This window comes from Chitinivibrionales bacterium (assembly GCA_014728215.1).
Lineage (GTDB): Bacteria > Fibrobacterota > Chitinivibrionia > Chitinivibrionales > WJKA01 > WJKA01.
This window is the reverse complement of the sequence record WJLZ01000012.1, coordinates 14,883-34,462: the sequence shown is the minus strand read 5'-3', so window position 1 is coordinate 34,462 and position 19,580 is coordinate 14,883. Positions and strand designations below refer to the sequence as shown.

General features: G+C 49.1%; 18 protein-coding genes and 1 tRNA gene. 4 read left to right on the top strand and 15 right to left on the bottom strand.

Features of this window, described 5'->3' with window-relative positions; translation table 11 throughout:
* A partial coding sequence (locus GF401_00875) for a flavin oxidoreductase/NADH oxidase (GenBank protein ID MBD3343594.1) occupies positions 1–1,201 on the top strand: 1,201 nt, incomplete at its 5' end.
* 98 nt (positions 1,202–1,299) lie between these two features.
* On the opposite strand, the gene GF401_00870 is transcribed toward GF401_00875, so the two are convergent.
* From GF401_00870 to GF401_00800, 15 genes are all read right to left on the bottom strand, one after another.
* Positions 1,300–1,896 carry a hypothetical protein gene (locus GF401_00870; GenBank protein ID MBD3343593.1) on the bottom strand — a complete coding sequence of 199 codons (597 nt, stop codon included), beginning with the start codon at positions 1,894–1,896 and terminating at the stop codon, positions 1,300–1,302.
* A 119-nt stretch (positions 1,897–2,015) separates the two neighbouring features.
* A tRNA-Ser gene (locus tag GF401_00865) sits at positions 2,016–2,100 on the bottom strand.
* Between the two features lie 303 nt (positions 2,101–2,403).
* Complete coding sequence (locus GF401_00860) at positions 2,404–3,213, bottom strand: hypothetical protein (GenBank protein ID MBD3343592.1); 810 nt, start codon at positions 3,211–3,213, stop codon at positions 2,404–2,406.
* 36 nt (positions 3,214–3,249) lie between these two features.
* Positions 3,250–4,209: a hypothetical protein gene (locus GF401_00855; GenBank protein ID MBD3343591.1), complete on the bottom strand. Its 960-nt coding sequence runs from the start codon at positions 4,207–4,209 to the stop codon at positions 3,250–3,252.
* 42 nt (positions 4,210–4,251) lie between these two features.
* Positions 4,252–5,529, bottom strand: a complete 1,278-nt coding sequence (gene rodA, locus GF401_00850) for a rod shape-determining protein RodA (protein ID MBD3343590.1) — start codon at positions 5,527–5,529, stop codon at positions 4,252–4,254.
* A gap of 18 nt (positions 5,530–5,547) precedes the next feature.
* A complete protein-coding gene (gene mrdA / locus GF401_00845) occupies positions 5,548–7,416 on the bottom strand; it encodes a penicillin-binding protein 2 (GenBank protein ID MBD3343589.1) in 1,869 nt (622 codons plus the stop codon).
* 9 nt (positions 7,417–7,425) lie between these two features.
* Entirely contained in the window at positions 7,426–7,920 is a 495-nt protein-coding gene (mreD, locus tag GF401_00840; protein ID MBD3343588.1) for a rod shape-determining protein MreD, read from the bottom strand.
* Positions 7,920–8,753 (bottom strand): rod shape-determining protein MreC, encoded by an 834-nt coding sequence (mreC, locus tag GF401_00835; protein MBD3343587.1) that lies wholly within the window; start codon positions 8,751–8,753, stop codon positions 7,920–7,922. The genes mreD and mreC overlap by 1 nt, the downstream gene beginning before the upstream one ends.
* Before the next feature lie 42 nt (positions 8,754–8,795).
* Entirely contained in the window at positions 8,796–9,827 is a 1,032-nt protein-coding gene (locus GF401_00830; protein MBD3343586.1) for an MreB/Mrl family cell shape determining protein, read from the bottom strand.
* 205 nt (positions 9,828–10,032) lie between these two features.
* On the bottom strand, positions 10,033–11,496 hold the full coding sequence (locus GF401_00825) for a hypothetical protein (protein ID MBD3343585.1): 1,464 nt from the start codon (positions 11,494–11,496) through the stop codon (positions 10,033–10,035).
* 6 nt (positions 11,497–11,502) lie between these two features.
* A complete protein-coding gene (locus GF401_00820; protein MBD3343584.1) occupies positions 11,503–12,540 on the bottom strand; it encodes a hypothetical protein in 1,038 nt (345 codons plus the stop codon).
* 17 nt (positions 12,541–12,557) lie between these two features.
* The gene (locus GF401_00815; protein MBD3343583.1) at positions 12,558–14,120 is read right to left on the bottom strand and encodes a hypothetical protein; all 1,563 of its coding nucleotides are present in this window, start codon (positions 14,118–14,120) and stop codon (positions 12,558–12,560) included.
* On the bottom strand, positions 14,104–14,742 hold the full coding sequence (locus tag GF401_00810; protein ID MBD3343582.1) for a hypothetical protein: 639 nt from the start codon (positions 14,740–14,742) through the stop codon (positions 14,104–14,106). Before GF401_00810 ends, GF401_00815 begins: the two co-directional genes overlap by 17 nt.
* Before the next feature lie 33 nt (positions 14,743–14,775).
* Entirely contained in the window at positions 14,776–17,256 is a 2,481-nt protein-coding gene (locus tag GF401_00805; GenBank protein MBD3343581.1) for a hypothetical protein, read from the bottom strand.
* The gene (locus tag GF401_00800; protein MBD3343580.1) at positions 17,249–17,677 is read right to left on the bottom strand and encodes a thiamine-phosphate pyrophosphorylase; all 429 of its coding nucleotides are present in this window, start codon (positions 17,675–17,677) and stop codon (positions 17,249–17,251) included. Before GF401_00800 ends, GF401_00805 begins: the two co-directional genes overlap by 8 nt.
* 194 nt (positions 17,678–17,871) lie before the next feature.
* Here GF401_00800 and queD point away from each other — a divergent pair, with 194 nt between their 5' ends.
* Genes queD through queC form a run of 3 tightly spaced genes read left to right on the top strand, consistent with a single transcriptional unit; the run spans position 17,872 to position 19,576 of the window.
* A complete protein-coding gene (gene queD / locus GF401_00795; GenBank protein MBD3343579.1) occupies positions 17,872–18,240 on the top strand; it encodes a 6-carboxytetrahydropterin synthase QueD in 369 nt (122 codons plus the stop codon).
* Between the two features lie 14 nt (positions 18,241–18,254).
* Positions 18,255–18,881: a radical SAM protein gene (locus GF401_00790; protein ID MBD3343578.1), complete on the top strand. Its 627-nt coding sequence runs from the start codon at positions 18,255–18,257 to the stop codon at positions 18,879–18,881.
* Positions 18,878–19,576, top strand: a complete 699-nt coding sequence (queC, locus tag GF401_00785) for a 7-cyano-7-deazaguanine synthase QueC (GenBank protein ID MBD3343577.1) — start codon at positions 18,878–18,880, stop codon at positions 19,574–19,576. Before GF401_00790 ends, queC begins: the two co-directional genes overlap by 4 nt.
* The last annotated feature ends 4 nt before the right edge of the window (positions 19,577–19,580 follow it).

Sequence of the window (19,580 nt, the reverse complement as noted above, 5' to 3'; positions counted from 1 at the left end):
TTTTGTGGCTCATCCCATGGAGGGATTTGATTCCGAAACGGACGGTTCCCCGGGAGAGCTGAGTTTCAGGCGCTACATCCGCTACGCCCGTGGTGGATTCGGCCTGATCTGGGCTGAAGCAACCGCGGTCCTTCATGAAGGACGCTCCAATCCGTGTCAACTTTACCTTAACCGTGAAAATGTGGATACCTTTGCCCGGCTTGTTGAGACCGCCAGAGAGACGGGTCATAAAGAATATGGGCGTGAACCGGTGATAATCCTGCAGTTGACGCACTCCGGCCGCTATAGTAAACCCGGCAGTGCTCCAGGTCCCATGATCGCTCATCACAGTAAAGTCCTCGACCCAAAACATAACCTTCCGACGGATTACCCGCTTCTTACCGACGAATATCTCGACAGGCTTCAGGATACCTTTGTCGAGGCTGCCGGATTGGCGGCGCGGGCCGGTTTTGACGGCGTCGATATTAAAAGCTGCCACCGCTATCTTGTATCGGAACTTCTGGCGTCCCATACCCGTGAGGGTAAGTACGGCGGATCCTATGAAAACAGAACGAGGTTCATCCGGGAGACACTTGCCCGTATCAAAGAGACTGTGCCGGATATTGTTATCACCACCCGTATGAATGTTTACGATGCTATCGAATATCCCTGGGGTTGGGGTGTTGACAAAGATGACTATCGGGTTCCCGATCTCGAAGAGCCGACGGCACTGGTAAAAGACCTTTCCTCATTGGGAATCGCAATTCTGAATGTAACATCCGGTAATCCCTATTTCAATCCTCATGTTAACCGTCCCTACGATTCACCGGTTCCGGGCGTACAGCCGTACCCTGAACATCCATTGTACGGTGTTTGCCGGTTTATTTCCCTCACCCGCCAAATCCAGCAGGCGGTCCCCCGTATTCCGGTCGTTGCGTCGGGATACTCCTGGCTTCGTCAGTTTATCCCCCAAATCGCCGCAGGTGTGATCAACACCCGGGGAGCGTCACTGCTCGGTCTGGGGCGAATGGCGTTTGCCTACCCCGATGCGCCTCGCGATATTATGGTCAATGGAAAATTAGAGCCCTCCAAATGCTGTATTACCTGTTCGAAATGCACACAGATTATGCGATACGGCGGCCATACCGGCTGTGTTGTGAGGGACAGTGAATTATACGATTATGAGTACAGAAAAGCGTGCAGCAGAAATTCCGACAAGTGAGCATCTCGCACCCATGAACCAGGGGACAGGCAACCTTTTGCACTGTTAACCGGGAAAAGTATCTTCTTCCTGTCGAATTTATCATGCCGGGAAGAGGCTCAATCCTCCAGCACCCATTCACCGAACCAGTCCAGCTCTTCATGCTCGTATTCTTCGTGAACTTCTTCACAGGGTCTGATCCAGAGGTCGGCATTGTCCGGTGGAATCCTGCAGGCAGCCCGGAGGGCTTCGGGAAGTGCGCCTATGAAGTTGTCGCCATTGGAACACGCCTTTATCTGAAATGCAGTGTCGGGGGGGAGATTGAAATCCAGATCAAAGAACAGGTGGCTCTGCAGCAAGGAAATATCGATATGATCGATTTTTCGGCCCGAAGGGTGAACCAGGATGTCTTCTTCAAAAAAACTGGTCCCGTCGTTGTACAATTCAATACACATTTGCAGCAGATCGTCGATCAAGAAAAAATAATAGGGAGAGACTTCATATATTTCCTCGGCGACATAGGCTGCCTTGAGTTTTTCCACTACCCCAAGCAGTGTGCGGGGGCCCATGAACATCTGCAGGCATTCATCGGATATATAAGGTACAACCTCGTCGTTATAATGCGCCGATACCCGGAGGTCGATAACTGCGTTGGCGAAAATGTCGCACAACATTTTATGGAGGACTGCATCGGGCTTGTGGGCAAACAGGATCATGGTTTTTAGCTCCCTTTGAATGGCTCACCGGACAATTCATTCATGGATAATTGCAAGTAAAAAATCGGCACATAAAAAAGGCCCTTTTGCAATGACTTACAAAAGGGCTCTTATTATCATGGCGGAGGACGAGGGACTCGAACCCCCAAGTCCAAAGGACGGCGGTTTTCAAGACCGCTGCATTACCAATTATGCTAGTCCTCCGTTATTTTCAGGCATTATAAAATAACATTCCGGAAAAAAGTTTGCAATGGTGGAGGGGGATTTGCTGGTTTTTATGGTTCCGGCTTCAGCTATGAAATGCCGTCTCTTTTTCTCTTTGGATTGAACCGATACCCTTCATTTAGAGTCCCTAACAAAATGAGGTACGTAACGATGGCTGAGCGAGAAGACCCAGTGGCGAGGCAGGCGAAGCAGACATATCCGCTGAGATATGGCGATGCAGCCAAACGAAGCCAATGGGTTTTAGCAGCCGGCCGGAGTAGGACTTCATTTTGTTAGGGACTCTTAGTCTCTTGCCAAGCTTACCACGTTCACCGACCGTGCTCCGGCTTCGAGCAGTGCCGTGGCGCAATAACCGGTTGTCGCGCCGGTGGTGACGACGTCGTCGATTAAGAGGATTCGTTTGTTTTTCAGGGAAGAGGCTTTTGAGGATGGGATTGTGAAGGCTTTTTTGAGGTTGGATTGGCGTTCCTCTTTATCGAGGGTAGTCTGGGATTTGGTTTGTCGTTTCCGGATCAGAATATCGGTATAGATCGGCATCTGTCTGCTGCATCCGTGAGCAAATCCTCGGGCTAAGAATTCCGCCTGATTATAGCCCCGGCTCATTTTCCGGAAAAAGTGGAGCGGCACCGGGATAATTACATCGGTGGTTTCAACAAATTCAACAGGGATTTTGGCGGCATGAAGGAGGGCTGTATCAAAGGCGAGTCGGCTTTTCCCTCTGTATTTAATGTTATGGACGATGGACTGTATGGTTTCATCGAAATCAAAGAGGGAATATATTCTTTCGAAGGGATGGTCCCATACCATCTCGCAGGTGCATGGGCGAATTGCTCTGTTTTGAGAACACCGGGGACAGGCGTCGCGACCGGCATTGTTTTTTTTCAGCTTTTCCAAACAGTTGATACAGAACCAGCGGTTTTTTTCTGCACGAGGTCCGGTGCAGATAATGCACAGAGGAGGGAAAATGAAGTGCATTGCATTAGTAAATGCTTTTCGAAGAATGGAGTAGGCGAGTGCCGGAGTGTTGGAGGAGTGGGTAGTGTCTTTGACGGATAAAGGTGGAGCAGGCGCGGTTGTATGTTTCGTATCCATTACTCCACCTTTGGATCTGCCTTGAGCATATCGGGATTACTCCATTGCTTCATTGTTTCCCCGATTTTGTTCCTGGTTTGTTTCCCTTCCGGGAGAGCCCTGGTTGGGCTGTTCGGTCGGCGTTTCCGACGGTTCCTTTTCAACCGGCACCGGAGCGGGTGTAATATCGTTGAAAAGGACATTTTTAAGGATAAGCCCGGTAAAAATCAGGAACAGTACGATACAGACAATCTGGTTATGACTGAGACCGCCAAGCTTTTCGTCGGGTGCATAGAACCGGGTAAAATCGACGGCGAATCGCAGAATAGAATAGAGGAGTCCGGTGAGGTAGAACTCAAAGCCGGTGAAAAGCTTTTTTCTTCCTGCTAAAAGGATGGTAATTCCTATGATCAATCCGCCGGCGGACAGAAAGAGTTGAGACGGCCAGAGGGGGACATGTTCCACTGCATGGCCCAATTCGAGGGCAAGTTTCCGGCCGATTTCCTCCTGATAGGCGCCGGCCGGAGAACCGGGAGGAAATTCGACGCCGATCGGGGCATGAGTATGAGAGCCGTAGCAGCAACCATTGAGGAAACAGCCGATCCGGGTTAAAAATATGCCAAACCCCACACTGGGTGCGATTGCATCGGCATAGGGGAGAAACGGCTGTTTTTTAATGTTGAAATAGAGCACTCCTGCAACAATGGCGCCGATGTAGCCGCCATACATGACCAGGCCCCCGATGCCAAGGTTTGCAAGCCCGTTTTGTACCGGGTTGAATATATTTATGATATTGCCTTGGAATTCTTCAAAATGAAGCAATACATAATAGAGTCGCGCACCGATAATGGCGGCGAGAATCACATAAAAACCAACATCGGACACTACGGTCGGATCGAGGCTTCTGTTTTTGGCCCTGTGGGATGAGAGCCAGATTCCGAAGAGAAAGGAGAGTGCCAGCATGAAGCCGTAGGAATGAATCGGAAATCCAAAAATATTGATAAGCGTGGGGTGCATTGTATCTAACCTTTCTTATAATTCGAATTTCGAGTTTCGAGTTTAAAAATCCTGTCTGTTCACGCGTGCATTTAAAATAAATCCTACGAGGATCGCAAGGGTAAAGGTGAACGAACCGCCGTAACTTAAAAAGGGAAGCGGCAGGCCCGTGACAGGCATCATGCCCAGTGTCATGGCAATATTAACGAATATATGAAAACCGATAATCGATACCGATCCTACAACCAGAAGGTTGGTATATCGGTTTTTTATGGTCTGGGTAGTAAGATAACCCCTGACGATAAGAAATAGAAACAAAAACAGCACAAAGAAACATCCTACAAGCCCGAACTGCTCTCCTAAAACCGAAAAAATAAAATCGGTATGCTGCTCGGGAAGAAAGGAGAGGCGAGTTTGCGTGCCTTTGAGATATCCTTTGCCGAAAAGGTGTCCCGAGCCGATAGCAACCTTGGACTGGATTACCTGGTATCCTGCGCCCGAGGGGTCCTGCTGGGGATCGATAAAACTGATTATCCGCATTTTCTGATAATCCTTTAAGAACGTATTCCAGACCAGGGTCGTTATGCCCGAAGTAAAGAGGTTGAGGATAATAACGCTGACAAGAATTATCATATTCGGACGGGTAACATAGAGTATTCCGCAGAGGATAAGAAAAAATATTCCCCAGGGAACAGAACCGGCTATTCCTACGGCCTGTTCGGAGCCGAATGCCATTATCAGTGGTATGGCCGAAAGGGCCAGTGATATACCGGGGGAGACAAGGAAAAATATCTCGACAAGCGACAAGCCGGACCAGAAAAACAGGGGAAGTGACATGGCACAAAAAACGAGTGCGGTTCCAAGGTCGGGCTGTTTCATGACCAGAACAAAGGGAACGGCAATAAGCAGAAGAGGGACGATAAAGGATGATATCTTTTCGAGGCTTATGGTTTTTGTCGAGAGATAGCGGGCGAGGGCCAGCAGAAGGCCGATTTTTGCAAATTCCGACGGCTGGATTCTGATTGAACCCAAAGCGATCCACCGCTCAGCGCCCTTTGAGGCGGTACCCATAAATATCACATACAAAAGAAGCAGGAGTGACAGTGCATAGAAAACATAGGAAAAGGTGTAGTAAAACACCGTCGGAATCGACACTACGCCTAAAACGATAACTACTGCGATGGTAACCCAGACAATCTGGTTCCGGGCAACGCCGGCAAGAGGGCCCGATTCATGGATATGAGTCGCGCTGTAAATCAGGAGGATACCCAGGATCCATAACCCTGTTGCAGTAAAGAAAAATGAAAAATCAAAACCTGTTCGTTTTTCCAGATCGGGCATTGCTCTGCTGTTCCTCAGTTATTCCATTGCGGCATACTGTTCAACCAGTTGTATGCCTTCATCTTTGTTTTCAAAATAGTATCGAAGGAGTTCTCCGGCAATCGGAGCGGCGACCGAACCGCCGTGACCTGCATTTTCGACAACCACAGCGATTGCCACCACCGGGTTGACGACAGGAGCACAGGCAACGAAAAGCGCATGGGTTTTTTCTCCTTTTTTCCACTCTGCACTACCGGTTTTTCCTCCCACCGGGATCCCGGGAACGGCCGATCGCCATCCTGTTCCGCCCGGATTGACAACACTCTCCATTGTTTTCCGCATCGTTGTCACGGTTGCGGAATCCAGTTCAATTTTACTTTTTATCTTTGGTGCTGTCTGCTTGACGACAATGCCGCTGGAAGTCCGTAATTCCTTTACCAGGAACGGTTCATAGAGATACGTGCCGTTACCGAGTGCGCCGATCATGCATGCCAGTTGCAGGGGGGTGACAATATGCTGCTGCCCGATTGCGACATCGAGCACAATCCCCCGGGTCCAGGTCCATCCGCGGCGTTTATGTCGTTTGTTGTAGGATTCCTCACTGCAGATCCATCCTGGGCGTTCTCCCGGAAGATCGATGCCGGTGGGTTGGCCCAGGCCTAAAAGATGAGCATATTTGCTGATGACATCATCGCCGATCTTCAAACCGAGCTGATAAAAGAAGACATTGCACGACACTCTGACTGCATCGGGAAGGCGAAGTGCTCCATGACCTTTTGCGTACCAGCAGCGGGCTACCCTGTTTCCGATCCGGTACGCGCCGGTGCATGGACGGGACATCCGTGATCTTTCGGTGATTTCTCCACTAGCCAGACCGGCTGTAGCGCTTACCAGCTTGAAGGTCGAGCCGGGTGTGTAGGTGCCGCCGATTGCCCGGTTGTTGAGCGGAAGATCAGAATCGGTTGCAATCGTGGTCCACTGTTTGCTCCTGAGGTTTGTTGCCATGGAAAAGATATTGGGGTCCGCCGATGGATTACTGAACATGCAGAGCACCTCACCGTTTTGAGGATTGATCATTGCCACGGCGCCCCGAAGAGAATCGGGGAACTGCTCCTGTGCAAGCATCTGCAAATCGGCATCGAGAGTTATGTAGGCATCCAGGCCGGATTCAGGCTCATTCCGAGGCATGTTTTCGATCGCTCCCAGCCGCTTGCCGTAAGCGTTGACTTCAACATACTCCTGTCCGGTTTCTCCTCTGAAAATATCCTCGTACTCATATTCCAGCCCTGCCTTGCCAATAACATCGCCGTAATGATATCCCTGCTCTTTTAATGACTCGAATTTTTTTTCGGGAATCTCACCCATATACCCTAATACATGAAATGCTGCAGGGCCAAGAGGATATTCCCGGCGGGACTCGATTTCGGTAATGACGCCGGGAAGTTCCATGGAGTGTTCCTCAATGATGCTGATCACTTCCATGGATATGTCTTCTTTAATACGGGTAGCATCAAAACGGCGATATCGTGCTTTCCGCAAACGGGCATTCAGTTCTGCGCTGTCGGCAAAAATCGTTTCGTCTTCCTGACTGGTAATTTTAAGCAATTTTTTGGTAACTGCATCACGGTCTTTGATCTGGTAGGGAAGAATGCAGAGGGAATAGGAGGGACGGTTACGGGCCAGCGCAACGCCGTTACGATCGAATATCTGTCCGCGGGGGGCCTGAAGAACCCTGAGCTGCATCCGGTTTTCTTTTGACAGTTTGATGTTTGTTTCCGCCTGAATCACCTGGATATAAAACAGGCGAATCATCAGAATACAAAAAAATGCGGCGAGGGCAACCGATAATATCAGGCTTTTATAAATTCGTTCCTGTTGCTCGTCCTGAGCTCGTGAACCTCGAGGCATTTCCGTCGCTCATTTTACAAAATAAGGTTTAAGAAAATAGCTCCATACATACACCAACGAGAGCAGGAGCATCGAATAAATACTACGTGGCAGCGTTTCTGATATTAACTCATTAAACAACATCGATAGGGGAGCTGAATTCTTGATGATCGAGGCAATCGAAAAGATGCTGTCATGAACAAAAAACGCGATAAAAAGGATAACCATTCTGAGCAAAGGTTCGGTACGCATCATTTTTTCATTAAAAAGACCCATAAGGCTGCCGATAATTGTCTTTGCAAGGGCATTCTGGCCCAAAATTGAAGGAGAATAGAGGTCCTGTGAAACGCCCAGAAGGAATCCGGCATAGAGTCCGGCCAGAGGACCGTGATTGATCGCCAGGAGAAAGAGTGCAATAAAGGTAATATCCGGGATGACTCCCCTAATCGAGATGGAATGCATGAGTGTGCTTTGAAGAATTATGCAAAGAATGAAAACTGCAATCCATTTCAGAATAGTCGACATTATTCCTCGGCAATCAATGAGTCTTTTTCACTCTGGAATGCTGACCATTGGGGAGGGAGCAGAATGACAAACACTTCCTCGATACGGTCAAAATTTACAAATGGTTTTATGTATACCCGTTTGAACAGGGGATTAGCATCTTCGGTAACCCGCGCCACACTTCCGGTATGCAGGCCCTGGGGGAATATCCCGCCCAACCCGGAGGTAATAATCGTATCGTTTTCGGTAACATCCTCATGATTTCTTAAACGGACGTAGAATTTATCGCCTTCATCGGTTTCCAGAATTCCCACAGCCCTGCTTCTTTTGATCATTACTGAGGTTTTACACGACGGATCTTTGATAAGCTGAACCTGGCTGAGGTGGGGAAGGACCTGAATTATCTTGCCGACAATACCATTTTGAGTTATCACCGGCATATATCTGAGAACGCCCTTGTTATGACCGGCATTGATAATAAGACTTCTCATCTGGTGTGAGGGCTCTCTGACAACCACATGGGCTGCCTGAAGCGAATAGGGGGACTCCATGGTAATGGAGAGCAGGTCTTTTAATCGCTCATTTTCTTCGGCATATTGCTCCAGAGCGGCATTTCGTGTCGTCAGGGTTGCTACCTTTTGACGAAGCCTTTTGTTTTCGGCAAAGATATTTTTAACTCTTCCGGACAAACTTATTGTGTACTGAAAGGGATAAAAAATCGAGAGAGTCAATATTCTGGACATCTGTTTCTGTTGTTGCGGCGGCATCGAAAGCATCCATAAGCTGAGAAGGACCGTGACGATAAGAGAAGAGAAGGTATGATGGCGAACAATAAACTGAAAAATCCAGAGCATGAAAGAACGCTTTGCTTAGGCGAATAGGGTTAAAAATTAATACTATCTCGAGCGCCGGGAGTTGAAAAGGACCGCCCGGTACTTTTCGAGGTTTTCAATTATTTTCAGCGCCCCGCGCGCGACACAGGTCAAAGGTTCGTCGATTACATTTACCGGAAGGTTCGTTTCCTGGCGCAGGCGTTCATCGAGACCCCGCAGCTGCGAGCCGCCACCGGTCATGACAATGCCCTTATCGAGAATATCGGCAGACAGTTCCGGCGGAGTCTGTTCCAGCGCCTGTTTGACCGCCTCGACAATTGTGGATACCGGCTCATTCAGGGCATCCCTGATTTCAGTGGAGGTGATCCGCAGCGTTTTGGGAATACCCGCAACCAGATCGCGGCCCTTTACCTCCATCTCAAGCTCGTCTTCCAGGGGAAAGGCTGAGCCGATCTCTATCTTGATTTGTTCGGCAGTGCTCTCACCAACCAGAAGGTTATAGGTCTTCTTCAGGTACGAAACAATTGCTTCATCCATTTCATCACCGCCGATACGGACCGACATGTCGCAAACCATTCCGGAAAGGGCGAGCACTGCGATTTCGGCTGTGCCGCCTCCGATGTCGACCACCATGTTTCCCGAAGGCTCTTCAACCGGGATATCCATGCCGATCGCTGAGGCCATGGGTTCGGCAACCAGATAAACTTCACGAACACCTGCGCTCTCAGCAGAATCCTTTACCGCGCGTTTTTCAACTTCGGTAATGCCGGAGGGAACTCCAATGACCGCACGGGGGCGCATGAATAAAGGTGATCGCTGGACTTTCTTGATAAAATACTTCAACATCTGTTCAACAAGGTCAAAATCGGCAATAACCCCATCTTTCATAGGCCGGATTGCTTCAATCTCACCGGGAGTTCTTCCCAGCATGCGTTTTGCCTCAAGACCGATCTTTTCGACCTTCTTGGACTCCTTGTCAAGTGCTACAACAGAGGGCTCATCGATAAGAAGGCCCCGATTACTGACATAAATGAGCGTGTTTGCGGTCCCTAAATCAATTCCCAGATTATTTGAAAAAAAACGTGAAAAATTCATGGGCCAACCCTGTTAAATTTATTTTGAAAATGTTTTAAACGAATAAAAGACATGTCACTGACACATTATTAGAATATACTATATCATTATAAAAGAAAAAAAGCTATTATTTTTATAAGCATTTTTTTTCAGAACATTAAAGATAACAAGGTTTTAGGCAGTTATCCTGATGTGGCTCCTGAAATGGAGCGTCTACCTTGTTCCTTTAATCCGAAATAGAACTGTCGGTTTCTTCGGAGGAAAGGTCGGGTGACTGCTTTTCCAATTGAGGTTCCCGGTCTTCTGCATCTTCTGCAATTTCGGGTGTCTCCTCTATGATAAGTTCGTCACTGTCCTCAATTTCTTCAATAAGAGTATCCAAATTTCCACCTTCATTACCGGGCTTGTTTGAACGAGTCTGGAGTGTATCCATTTCTTCGGGCGATCCGGTTTCTTCTTCCGGTACCAATGTCTTTTCGGTATTTTTTGCAGCGGTATCGGCCGGGGGTTCTGCCGATGTTTCCGGTCCCGGAAGGCTGCCGCGTACTTCGGTTGTCATTGTGGGATCGGATTTTGTTTCTGAAGGCACCGGTGCTTCTTCGATGTGAATGACATCGGCTTTGGGGGTCAGTTTTTTTGCCTTTTTCTTTACGGGACGAGATATCTTCCTGTGGGCCGGTTGCGATGCTTTCCGGCCGGCCGGTTCTTTCTTCTGTGGGACAAGGCCGTAAGTCAAGCCAAAGAGCCATTTCAATTCGACATCGGAAACAAGTTTCGGGATTACAAATGCCAGGTCGAACCGGAGAGGGGAAACATTGAGTCCCATGCCGAAATTGATCAGTTCGGTATCGTGACCGAATCTTTTACCCATGCGAACCGCCAGCGGTTCGATTGGCCGGACCTCGATACCCAGAGGGACCATGATCATGTCGTTAACTTCACGATAGGTAATATCGCAGGTCGCCGAATAGGCGACTTTTTTGATTGTATCGGTCCAGGTCACGCCGGCCCGTCCGGTAAGCGGAAGGTCGGCGCCGTGACCGAAAGTTTTTGTTTCTTCGAGCATGCCGGTAGACGTCCGGATATCATCGGAGGCTTCGGTGAGATTAAATCCTGCGCCGCCAGCCACGAGTTTTCCGGGTATGATACTGTAGGTGATTCCCAGGCCCAGGCCCAGACCGTAGGCGGTGTAGCCGGCCAGCTTGTCCTGTGCGCCGGTGACAAGGAACGCCGCGGCGAATTGATCCTTTGTAAAGCCAGCCGCCAGGTGAAGATGGGTTTGCTGCCATGAAAAGCGGGGGCCTGTGGAAATACCCCGTTCATCGGCCGGGATGATATCCTGGACCGAAAAGGAGTTGAAATTCGCCCCGAAAAACCATTTGTCCAGGTTCCAGGCGGTCTCGAATGTTCCACGACGCAAATCTGCTCTGTTCTGTTGCCCGTATTCGACCGCCAGATAATTCCGTTCGATAAGCGAGATGATCGCCGGATTATAAAAGGAAAATCCCTTGGCCGGCATGGCCGCGCCGGCCGAGCCCATGGCGATGAGACGGGGGTTGATCGGCTCCTCCAGAAAGTGAAAGCCGATATCGGCGGCGTCACTGTCGGTATCGGCATAAACAAAGGATGCCACTGCTGCGGCAATAACGATCGATAAGAACAACGCTTGGGGCAATTTGTTTTTTTTCATAATGTTCTAAAAAGAATAGGTAATGTCCACCTGCTGATTTGCACCGGACAGTATCTTACTGTTTGATAAACCATAGTTAAGCCGGAGACCTTCCCTGACTCCTGAAAGATCGGCGGAAAATCCGGCGGTGGCGCGCAGCGAAAAACCCTGCTCGTAGGTGTCCCGGTCATCGAAGATATCGCTGTCAAAGGCCAGGTCGCCTATTCCTGCACGTAAATATAAGGATTCCCACATCCGCCACTCGACGCCGTTGCTGAGCACCGCGGTCTTATGGTCGAGACTGGATATGTTCCCGTCGATAAGGTACGCAACTACATCGCAGTTCCAGATAAAGGGCTTGCCTAAAACATTTGTGGTGTATTGACTTCCGATATTAACTGTCGGGGGAACACTCCGGGTATTGGTAGAACTCAGGGTGCCGGTTTCAAACTGCCAGTCTTCGGTGACATTCAGATTTTTCAGGACCAGGCCCAAAGAGAGATTGTCGTGGAGCTTATAGTGGGCGGCAAGATCGATACCGCCGATCACAAACGACCACTCGTTGGTTTTATCCAGCGGATAGTTATCGTAGGCCGGAAGGCTCTGGTAGAAGATCCCCAGCGCCGCGCCCACCGACAAACGGCGGGTGAGCAGATAGCTGAAACCCATCTTCGAAGTGACCGTGGTGTAGGAGACCGGATCGATTTCATACTCATCCTGATCGACCAGACCGGAGATATACGGATCCCCCCGGTACAGGAGCATAATCCCGAGTCCCAGGCGGCGGATTCGCAGCTCCAGCGAAGAACATCCTTCAAGCCGTCCGAGAGAACGGTAGCCGGTACCCAGCGATACTTTCCGTTCACCGGTGGTCGAGAGCAGGGCGGGGTTCCACCAGGGGCTGAGGTATGATGGCGCCGCGGTTTGGGCGCCGCCCATGGCCGCCGCGGTTGCTCCCACCGGCGGGCGAAGATAGGCGCCAGCCAGACCGCCGAGATAAGTTGACGCCATGCTCCGGAAGGCCATAATTCCCAGAAGGATAAGAATGGGTATTCCTTTTTTCATGTTCATATTCATTGACTCTACCGGGCGACAACGATTTTCCCGAATGCCCGCTCTCCTTCGCTGGATGAAATTTTATAATAGTACACGCCGGGGGCAACATGGTCGCCGGCCATATTGCGGCCATCCCAGTTGTCTTCATGCTTTACCGTGCTGCGGCCGCTTTTTCTCGATGCTCCCTTGATCCGCGGAGCACCGTCGATAACGGTTTTGACAAGGTCCATGTTCCAGTCGTAAATCTTGATTGTGACCGTGGCGTTTTTTGACAAATTATAGGCAAAATAACCCTTCGGTACATCCTCGCCATAGAGGGTGGGCTTTAAAATGCCGGGGTAGAAATAGGTCTGCGACAACCCGCCCGCAACAGCCGGAGATCGAAATTCATGAATAAAGGGGATCGTGTTTTTTTCATCGTAGGTCTCATTTCTGCTGAAATAGATTCCCTGATTGGAGGCTATCCAGAAAAGAGCGGTATCGCTGTTTTGCGGAACAAATAAAATGTCATTTATTTCGGATGGAGGAGGTGCTCCGTCGGCAGAAAGGCGCGTGGTAAAATGCGTATTCGGAATGACAACATCAGCGGGAAAAGTATCTTTATAAGCAAGTATCTTATTATTGATGACAACATAGAGGGTATCATCGAAACCAAAGGTAAGGGCATTGGGTGATTCGGGGAGAAAAAGGTTCCATCGTTCCCTGTCGAAATCGTATTTGTAGAGAGACACGGTTGTTGTGGTATCGCCCGATACCGGGGTGGTTATGATATCGGAAAAAAGAACGGTTTCACTGTCTTTTGGGTGAACATAAAACCCAGAAAATTCTTTGACCGTACGGGTGGAATCGTCAATAGAATCGCTGAGTGGAGTCCAGAATGAATCCGCAGCAGCGGGTTCAAACTTCCATATTCTCCCGGGAGTCAGGACCCAGATATCCAGAGAATCATCGTGACCGGTTGTTGTTATTGCAGCAACTGCATTGGTGCTATCGGGATAATATTTCAGCTCCTTTGAAGGAAAGGACTCCGCTGCATAGGGAAGCGGATCGCCGGGAATATGGACTACGCCGGTTTGGGCGCTTAAATCCCACTCAACGAGGCCCCCATACCATCGTGCCGCCCAGAGCTTGCGTGGCCTCTGCGGGGAAACCGGAGGCAGGGCACAATCATAAACCTGGAAATAGATCTCCATTGAATCCAGGGAGTCCTGCAGGGTAGTGAGCCACTGATTATTCCATGGAATCGTAATAGAAGCGATGTCCCCTGAAGGCAGATCGTAAACCCAGATAGAATTAGGGTCGGCAAGGTTCTTGGGGGCAAGGGGCACGAAAACCTGGTTGCCGCCGAATGCCAGGGAGGCATATTTTTCGCCCAACACCATTTCATTCGATTTATATCCCCACCATGATAAACTGTCCGATTCAACCACGGTGAAATTGATCCCCTTGGCCGTAATCATCCACAGCGTATCATTTCTGCCTTCCAGCCGGTATATATCATTGCTGGTGATTTCGTTGGTGGCTTTCACCAGGCAGGCGGTTAGCAGGACGGTCAATGCCGGAGTAAAGAAATTATTCCCGCATATCAAGAATTTTTGCATCCTTCGGAACTTCAAATCGGAACATCTCCTCTGGAATTTGCTCGCCTATACGGGTCTTTTTAAACGTATAGGTGCTTATGTTTCCTTTTGTATCGACAACCATCAGCTTGTGAATGATACCGCTTTTGCTGTCAATCCACAGGCGGATTGTCGATGCATGTGATTTTTCTTTTTCCGGATCGATGACCGCATCTACAACCGTGTAGGCGCCGTCTTTTTCTTTCAGCGTGAATTTTCTTTCGTTCAAATGGGCAGTTAGAATACGTGTGGGGTGATGAGATAAGTCAACATCGAGTAAATATTTGATTATTACCTGTTCGGTGGCTTTGCTGTACTGCCACCAGGTACGGCCGTCGCATACCCAGACAGCATCGCCCAGTTCAACTCTGAATTTGTTGTCGGGAGCAAGAAACAGGTGACCGTTTTTTTTCTCTTCCCGGTCCCGGATTTTCCAGTAGATGCTCAGTTCAAAGGCCGTTTTCATGGTTTTGTCGGCACGGTACTTTTTCCTGACTTTGTTCATGATCGGCGGCTCCTGCTGGGCAAAGCTGCAGATCATAAAAGCCGATACAAGAAGAAATACGATGCTTTTTGTTTTCGCGGTTTTCACAATAAATTCCTTTTAAAAGGTGTTGATATTGTACTATCGAATGGTTGCCAGATGTTCTGAAAGCTCATCGGGTTTCACCAAAACTTCTCTGACCTTGCTGCCTTCCGAGGGGCCGACAATTCCTGCGCGTTCGAGTTCATCCATAACACGGCCTGCACGGGCGTAACCGATTTTCATGCGCCGCTGGAGCATGGAGGTCGATCCCTGGCCGATCATGACGATCAATTCGGCGGCTTCTTCAAAAAGCTCATCCCGGTCGCCGTCATCCATAAAACTCTCGCTGCTCCCGCCTTCCCGGGTCGCTTCCTCAAAACTCTGGATCTGCTCAACTTCGACCCCCTGAGCCTTGATGTTATCGACAATCAATTCGACATCTTCTTCGGAAATAAAAGCCCCGTGATACCGTTCGATATCCGGAGCGCCGCTTCGAAGAAAGAGCATATCACCCAGTCCAAGAAGCTTCTCTGAGCCCACATGGCCAAGGATGGTACGGGAATCGGTCGCCTGAATGGTGCGGAATGCTATTCGTGATGTCAAATTAGCCTTGATTGGTCCTGTTATGATATCAACTGACGGCCGTTGGGTGGCGATTATCAGATGAATGCCGACTGCCCGGGCAAGTTGAGCTATCCGCTGAATACTCGCTTCAACATCCTTGGACGCCGTGAGCATCAAATCGGCGAGTTCATCTACTACTATAACGATAAAGGGAAGTGGTTTATTGTCCCAATTTGGAATTGAGCCCTCTTCAATTTTTCCTGCATTGACCTTGTTATTGAACGATTCGATGTTTCTGGCGCCTACTTTTGCAAGCATTCTGTAGCGGCGATCCATCTCCATCTGGCCCCAGTGAAGCGCTTTGACCGCCTCCTTGGATTCGGTAACAACCGGCGCCATAAGATGAGGAATACCCGCATAATAGGACAACTCAACTTTCTTGGGATCGATAAGAATCAAACGAAGTTCATCGGGTTTCATTGTCATCAGAAGGCTGCAGAGAAAGGAGTTGATACACACGCTTTTTCCCGAACCGGTCTGACCCGCGATCAGAAGATGCGGCATCTTTGCAATATCGGTGACAAAGGGGTTACCCGAAATGTTTCTTCCGATGATCAACGGCAGCTTTGCCCGTGAATTCTTGAACGCGTCGGAGAGAAGGATCTGCTTGAAATAGACATTCTGCCGGTTTGTATTTGGAAGTTCTATACCGATTGCCGCCTTTCCGGGAATCGGTGCCTGGATACGGATTCGCTGACCTCCCACGGCCATGGCGATGTCATCCTGAAGGTTCACGATCCGGCTTACTTTGATACCCGGCGCCAGGGCCATCTCATAGCGGGTAATAACCGGCCCCGGACTGACATTGACCACCTTACCTTCAATCCCGAAATTCATGAGCGTTTTTTCGAGAGTATGGGAATTCTCCTGGATTCCATCCCTGTCGATAAAGCTCGAGTAGGGGGGAGGATCTTTCATGACCTCAGGCGAGGGTATTACATAGGGCTTTGATGCTTTTCTGGGTTTGGGCTTGGCCTTGTCTTTTACCGGAACCTTGTAATAATCGTCGGGAAAATCATCATCTCTCTCTTCATCACCGTCCTCATCAGCATCCTCCTGTGACGGCACCGGCTCCTGGGTGATAACCGGCTCTTCTTGCCGAATATCCTCCTCCCTGTCATCCGTACCGGTATCATCGCCACTGTTTACCGGCGTCTCTTCTTCGGTCGTGATCTTGATAGGTTCATTCTTTTTGGCCCGGAACTGAGCGAGTTCTTCGTCGATCTGCTCCTGAGTTTTCTCTTCACCTTTGGATTTGCCGCCCGATTCCTTTTTTGTCGACTTCGTGGTCCCTGTGGAAGTATCGCTCTTTGTCTGAGTTATAGTATCGGAGGTCCCCTGGTTCGGTGCGGTTGCCGGAACAGGGGCAGTTTTAAACCGGGCTTTTAACTTTTCCCGTAATATAAAGAACACTTCCCTGATATAGAATCCCGCTTTTTTGAACAACGGATAGACGTTTATTCGGAATGCCGCCAGTGTCGTAACCGCCAGAGCGATGAATGTCAGAAAATAGGGACCGAACTTATGGGTTCCGAAAATGGTGGGTGTATAAATCAGATATGCGGTTGCCTTGCCGATAAGGTTCGTACCGAAGCTGGTGATCGGTATGGAGGGTATGGCAAGCAGAAGACAGATTTCGAAAGTGAACAGTGATGCGTACAGCATTATGCGGGTGTTAAGGGATGAGCCTTTGATTTGCGACCAGCCCAGAAAGAAAATTGAGAGCGGGAAGACAAATGATGGAATATTCCCGAAGATATAAATGAGGCCGTCGGCCAGATTCCTTCCGAGTGGACCAAGGAGATTATCTCTTCCCTGAATGAAATGGGTAATCAGGGAAATCAGCACCAGTGTGCCGAGGCCTAAAAAAACCACGCCCCATATTTCCCGGGCGACATCATGCTGCTCTTTTGGATTCTGCTTTTCGTTCTTTGCTTTTCTTTTTTTCTCAGCCAATATAGTTCTCTCTGAATTTTTTTTCGAGCGAATACAATGAAAACCGCAGTGTTTTCGCCGTTGCTGAAAGATGCGCGGTATCTGTTAATTTAATATACTCTTCAATAACCCGTGATGCTTCCTGTGCCCGCTTGAAATTCGCAGCAAGCACTTCATCGGCACCCTTTCTGTCTTGCTCCCGTGCGGAATTGGATCGCGAAAAGGGATCGGTCGACGTATCCCGGTTGGCAATCAGATGCCGGCTGTCGACTCCTTCTTCCAACTCCCGAAGAGAATGGCGAAGCGTTTTTATCTCCGAAGAATAATGTGCATCTGTTCTGATAAACCTGACAAATTCTTCAATAACCCGCAACGCCTCCCGGAGGCGATTGAAATTTACATCCAAAACCCGGTAGATGCCCTGGATTTCTTTCTGTTTCAAAGAAGCCCGTTCTCCTGCTTCCATAAAGAGTGCTGTATACAGTTTTCAAAAATAAGTAATGTAAGCCGAAAATGGTATACACAAAGAGGTGATACGCATGCCGGGAACCGTACTGGATAATACTATATTATAGAGAATGATAACAATAATTGCAGAGATAAAGCAAATAAAACAGAGAAAGGAATAAAAAATACATGTATGAAATAACTACCGAAAGCTCATTTTCGGCCGCCCATCATCTGTATAATTACGGCGGGCCCTGCGAAAATCCTCATGGGCATAACTGGATTGTACGGGCGACGGTGGCCTGCGAAAAACTGGATGAGATCGGAATTGGTATCGATTTCCGTAAGCTGCGTACGAATCTGGCTGCTATTGTCGATGAACTCGATCATACCGATTTGAACAAGGTATTTAACCGGGTCGAGTTGAATCCTTCATCGGAGAATATTGCACGGTATATTTACGAGAAGTTGTCCGAATCAATCAACGAGGGGGCACGCAAAGTCTCCCGCGTCGAAGTCATCGAATCTCCAGGAAGTTCGGCGATCTACTACGAATAAGTGAATGTTTTCCTATGCTGAATGTCTGTGAACTATTCAAGAGTATCCAGGGGGAGTCGACCTTTGCAGGAAAGATCTGCTCCTTTGTTCGTCTTGCAGGATGTAATCTCCGGTGCAGTTACTGTGATACCTCCTATTCGTGGGACCACGGAACTACCATGGCTGTCGATACCATTGTTAAGGAAATTCAAAAACAGAAAACCACCCTGGTTGAAATTACCGGCGGGGAACCGCTCATCCAGGATGAAACCCCTGCTCTGTGCAGTGCTTTTTTGCACAAAGGGTATACCGTGCTGATCGAAACAAACGGCACACTGGATATCTCCCGTCTTCCTGAAGGATGCATCCGGATTATGGATATCAAGTGCCCCTCCAGCGGGATGAGTCAAAAATTTCAGTATGATAACCTGGCACATCTTGTCACCACCGATCAGTGCAAATTTGTTATGGTCGATAAAAGCGATTTTGACTGGGCTGCCCGTTTTATCCATACACATCATCTGCTGGGAAAATGCGAAATAGTATTTTCTCCTGTAGCAAGCAGCCTTCAGGCAAAAGACCTTGCTCACTGGATTCTTGATTCCAGTCTCGATGTGCGGCTGGGAATACAGCTTCATAAAGTTATAGGGGATATACTGTGAAAAAAGCGGTAATTTTACTGAGCGGCGGTCTGGATTCGGCAACCTGCGGCGCGATTGCTCGAGCCGGGGGATACGAACTCTATGCCATGAGTTTCCGGTATGGACAGCGTCACGACATCGAGCTCGAAAGTGCCCGCCGGGTAGCGGATTCATTATCGGTAGTGAAACATTCCATTGTGGATATTAACCTGCGAAGTTTCGGGGGAAGTGCCTTGACTTCGGATACCGCCGTTCCGAAAAACAGGGATGTTTCCGATACCGGCGAGGAGATTCCCGACACCTATGTTCCTGCCCGGAATACGATTTTTCTTTCCTTTGCCCTTGCCTGGGCCGAAGTACTCGCTTGCCGGGATATTTTCATCGGTGTCAACGCTGTCGATTATTCGGGATATCCCGATTGCCGTCTGGAGTATATCGAGGCTTACAAAAAAATGGCAAATCTGGGGACCAGAGCCGGAGTCGAGGGAGATAAATTTACCATTCATACTCCCCTGATCAATTTGACAAAAGCGGAGATAATCAAAAAGGGGATTGCTCTGGGTGTCGATTACTCTCCGACTCACAGTTGCTACGATCCTTCTCCTGAAGGTCATGCCTGCGGAGCCTGTGACAGCTGCCTCATCCGGAAAAAAGGATTCGAAGACGCCGGGGTTGAGGATCCGACGGTGTATGGGGAGGAAAGGGCCGAAAGGTGAAGGT

Excerpts from the sequence above, each read along its gene's own strand:
- GF401_00825 (MBD3343585.1), bottom strand. The coding sequence starts at position 11,496 with ATGAAAAAAAACAAATTGCCCCAAGCGTTGTTCTTATCGATCGTTATT.
- mreD (MBD3343588.1), bottom strand. The coding sequence starts at position 7,920 with ATGTCGACTATTCTGAAATGGATTGCAGTTTTCATTCTTTGCATAATT.
- GF401_00820 (MBD3343584.1), bottom strand. The coding sequence starts at position 12,540 with ATGAAAAAAGGAATACCCATTCTTATCCTTCTGGGAATTATGGCCTTC.
- mrdA (MBD3343589.1), bottom strand. The coding sequence starts at position 7,416 with ATGCCTCGAGGTTCACGAGCTCAGGACGAGCAACAGGAACGAATTTAT.
- GF401_00830 (MBD3343586.1), bottom strand. The coding sequence starts at position 9,827 with ATGAATTTTTCACGTTTTTTTTCAAATAATCTGGGAATTGATTTAGGG.
- queD (MBD3343579.1), top strand. The coding sequence starts at position 17,872 with ATGTATGAAATAACTACCGAAAGCTCATTTTCGGCCGCCCATCATCTG.
- GF401_00870 (MBD3343593.1), bottom strand. The coding sequence starts at position 1,896 with ATGATCCTGTTTGCCCACAAGCCCGATGCAGTCCTCCATAAAATGTTG.
- rodA (MBD3343590.1), bottom strand. The coding sequence starts at position 5,529 with ATGCCCGATCTGGAAAAACGAACAGGTTTTGATTTTTCATTTTTCTTT.
- GF401_00860 (MBD3343592.1), bottom strand. The coding sequence starts at position 3,213 with ATGGATACGAAACATACAACCGCGCCTGCTCCACCTTTATCCGTCAAA.
- mreC (MBD3343587.1), bottom strand. The coding sequence starts at position 8,753 with ATGCTCTGGATTTTTCAGTTTATTGTTCGCCATCATACCTTCTCTTCT.
- GF401_00855 (MBD3343591.1), bottom strand. The coding sequence starts at position 4,209 with ATGCACCCCACGCTTATCAATATTTTTGGATTTCCGATTCATTCCTAC.
- GF401_00790 (MBD3343578.1), top strand. The coding sequence starts at position 18,255 with ATGCTGAATGTCTGTGAACTATTCAAGAGTATCCAGGGGGAGTCGACC.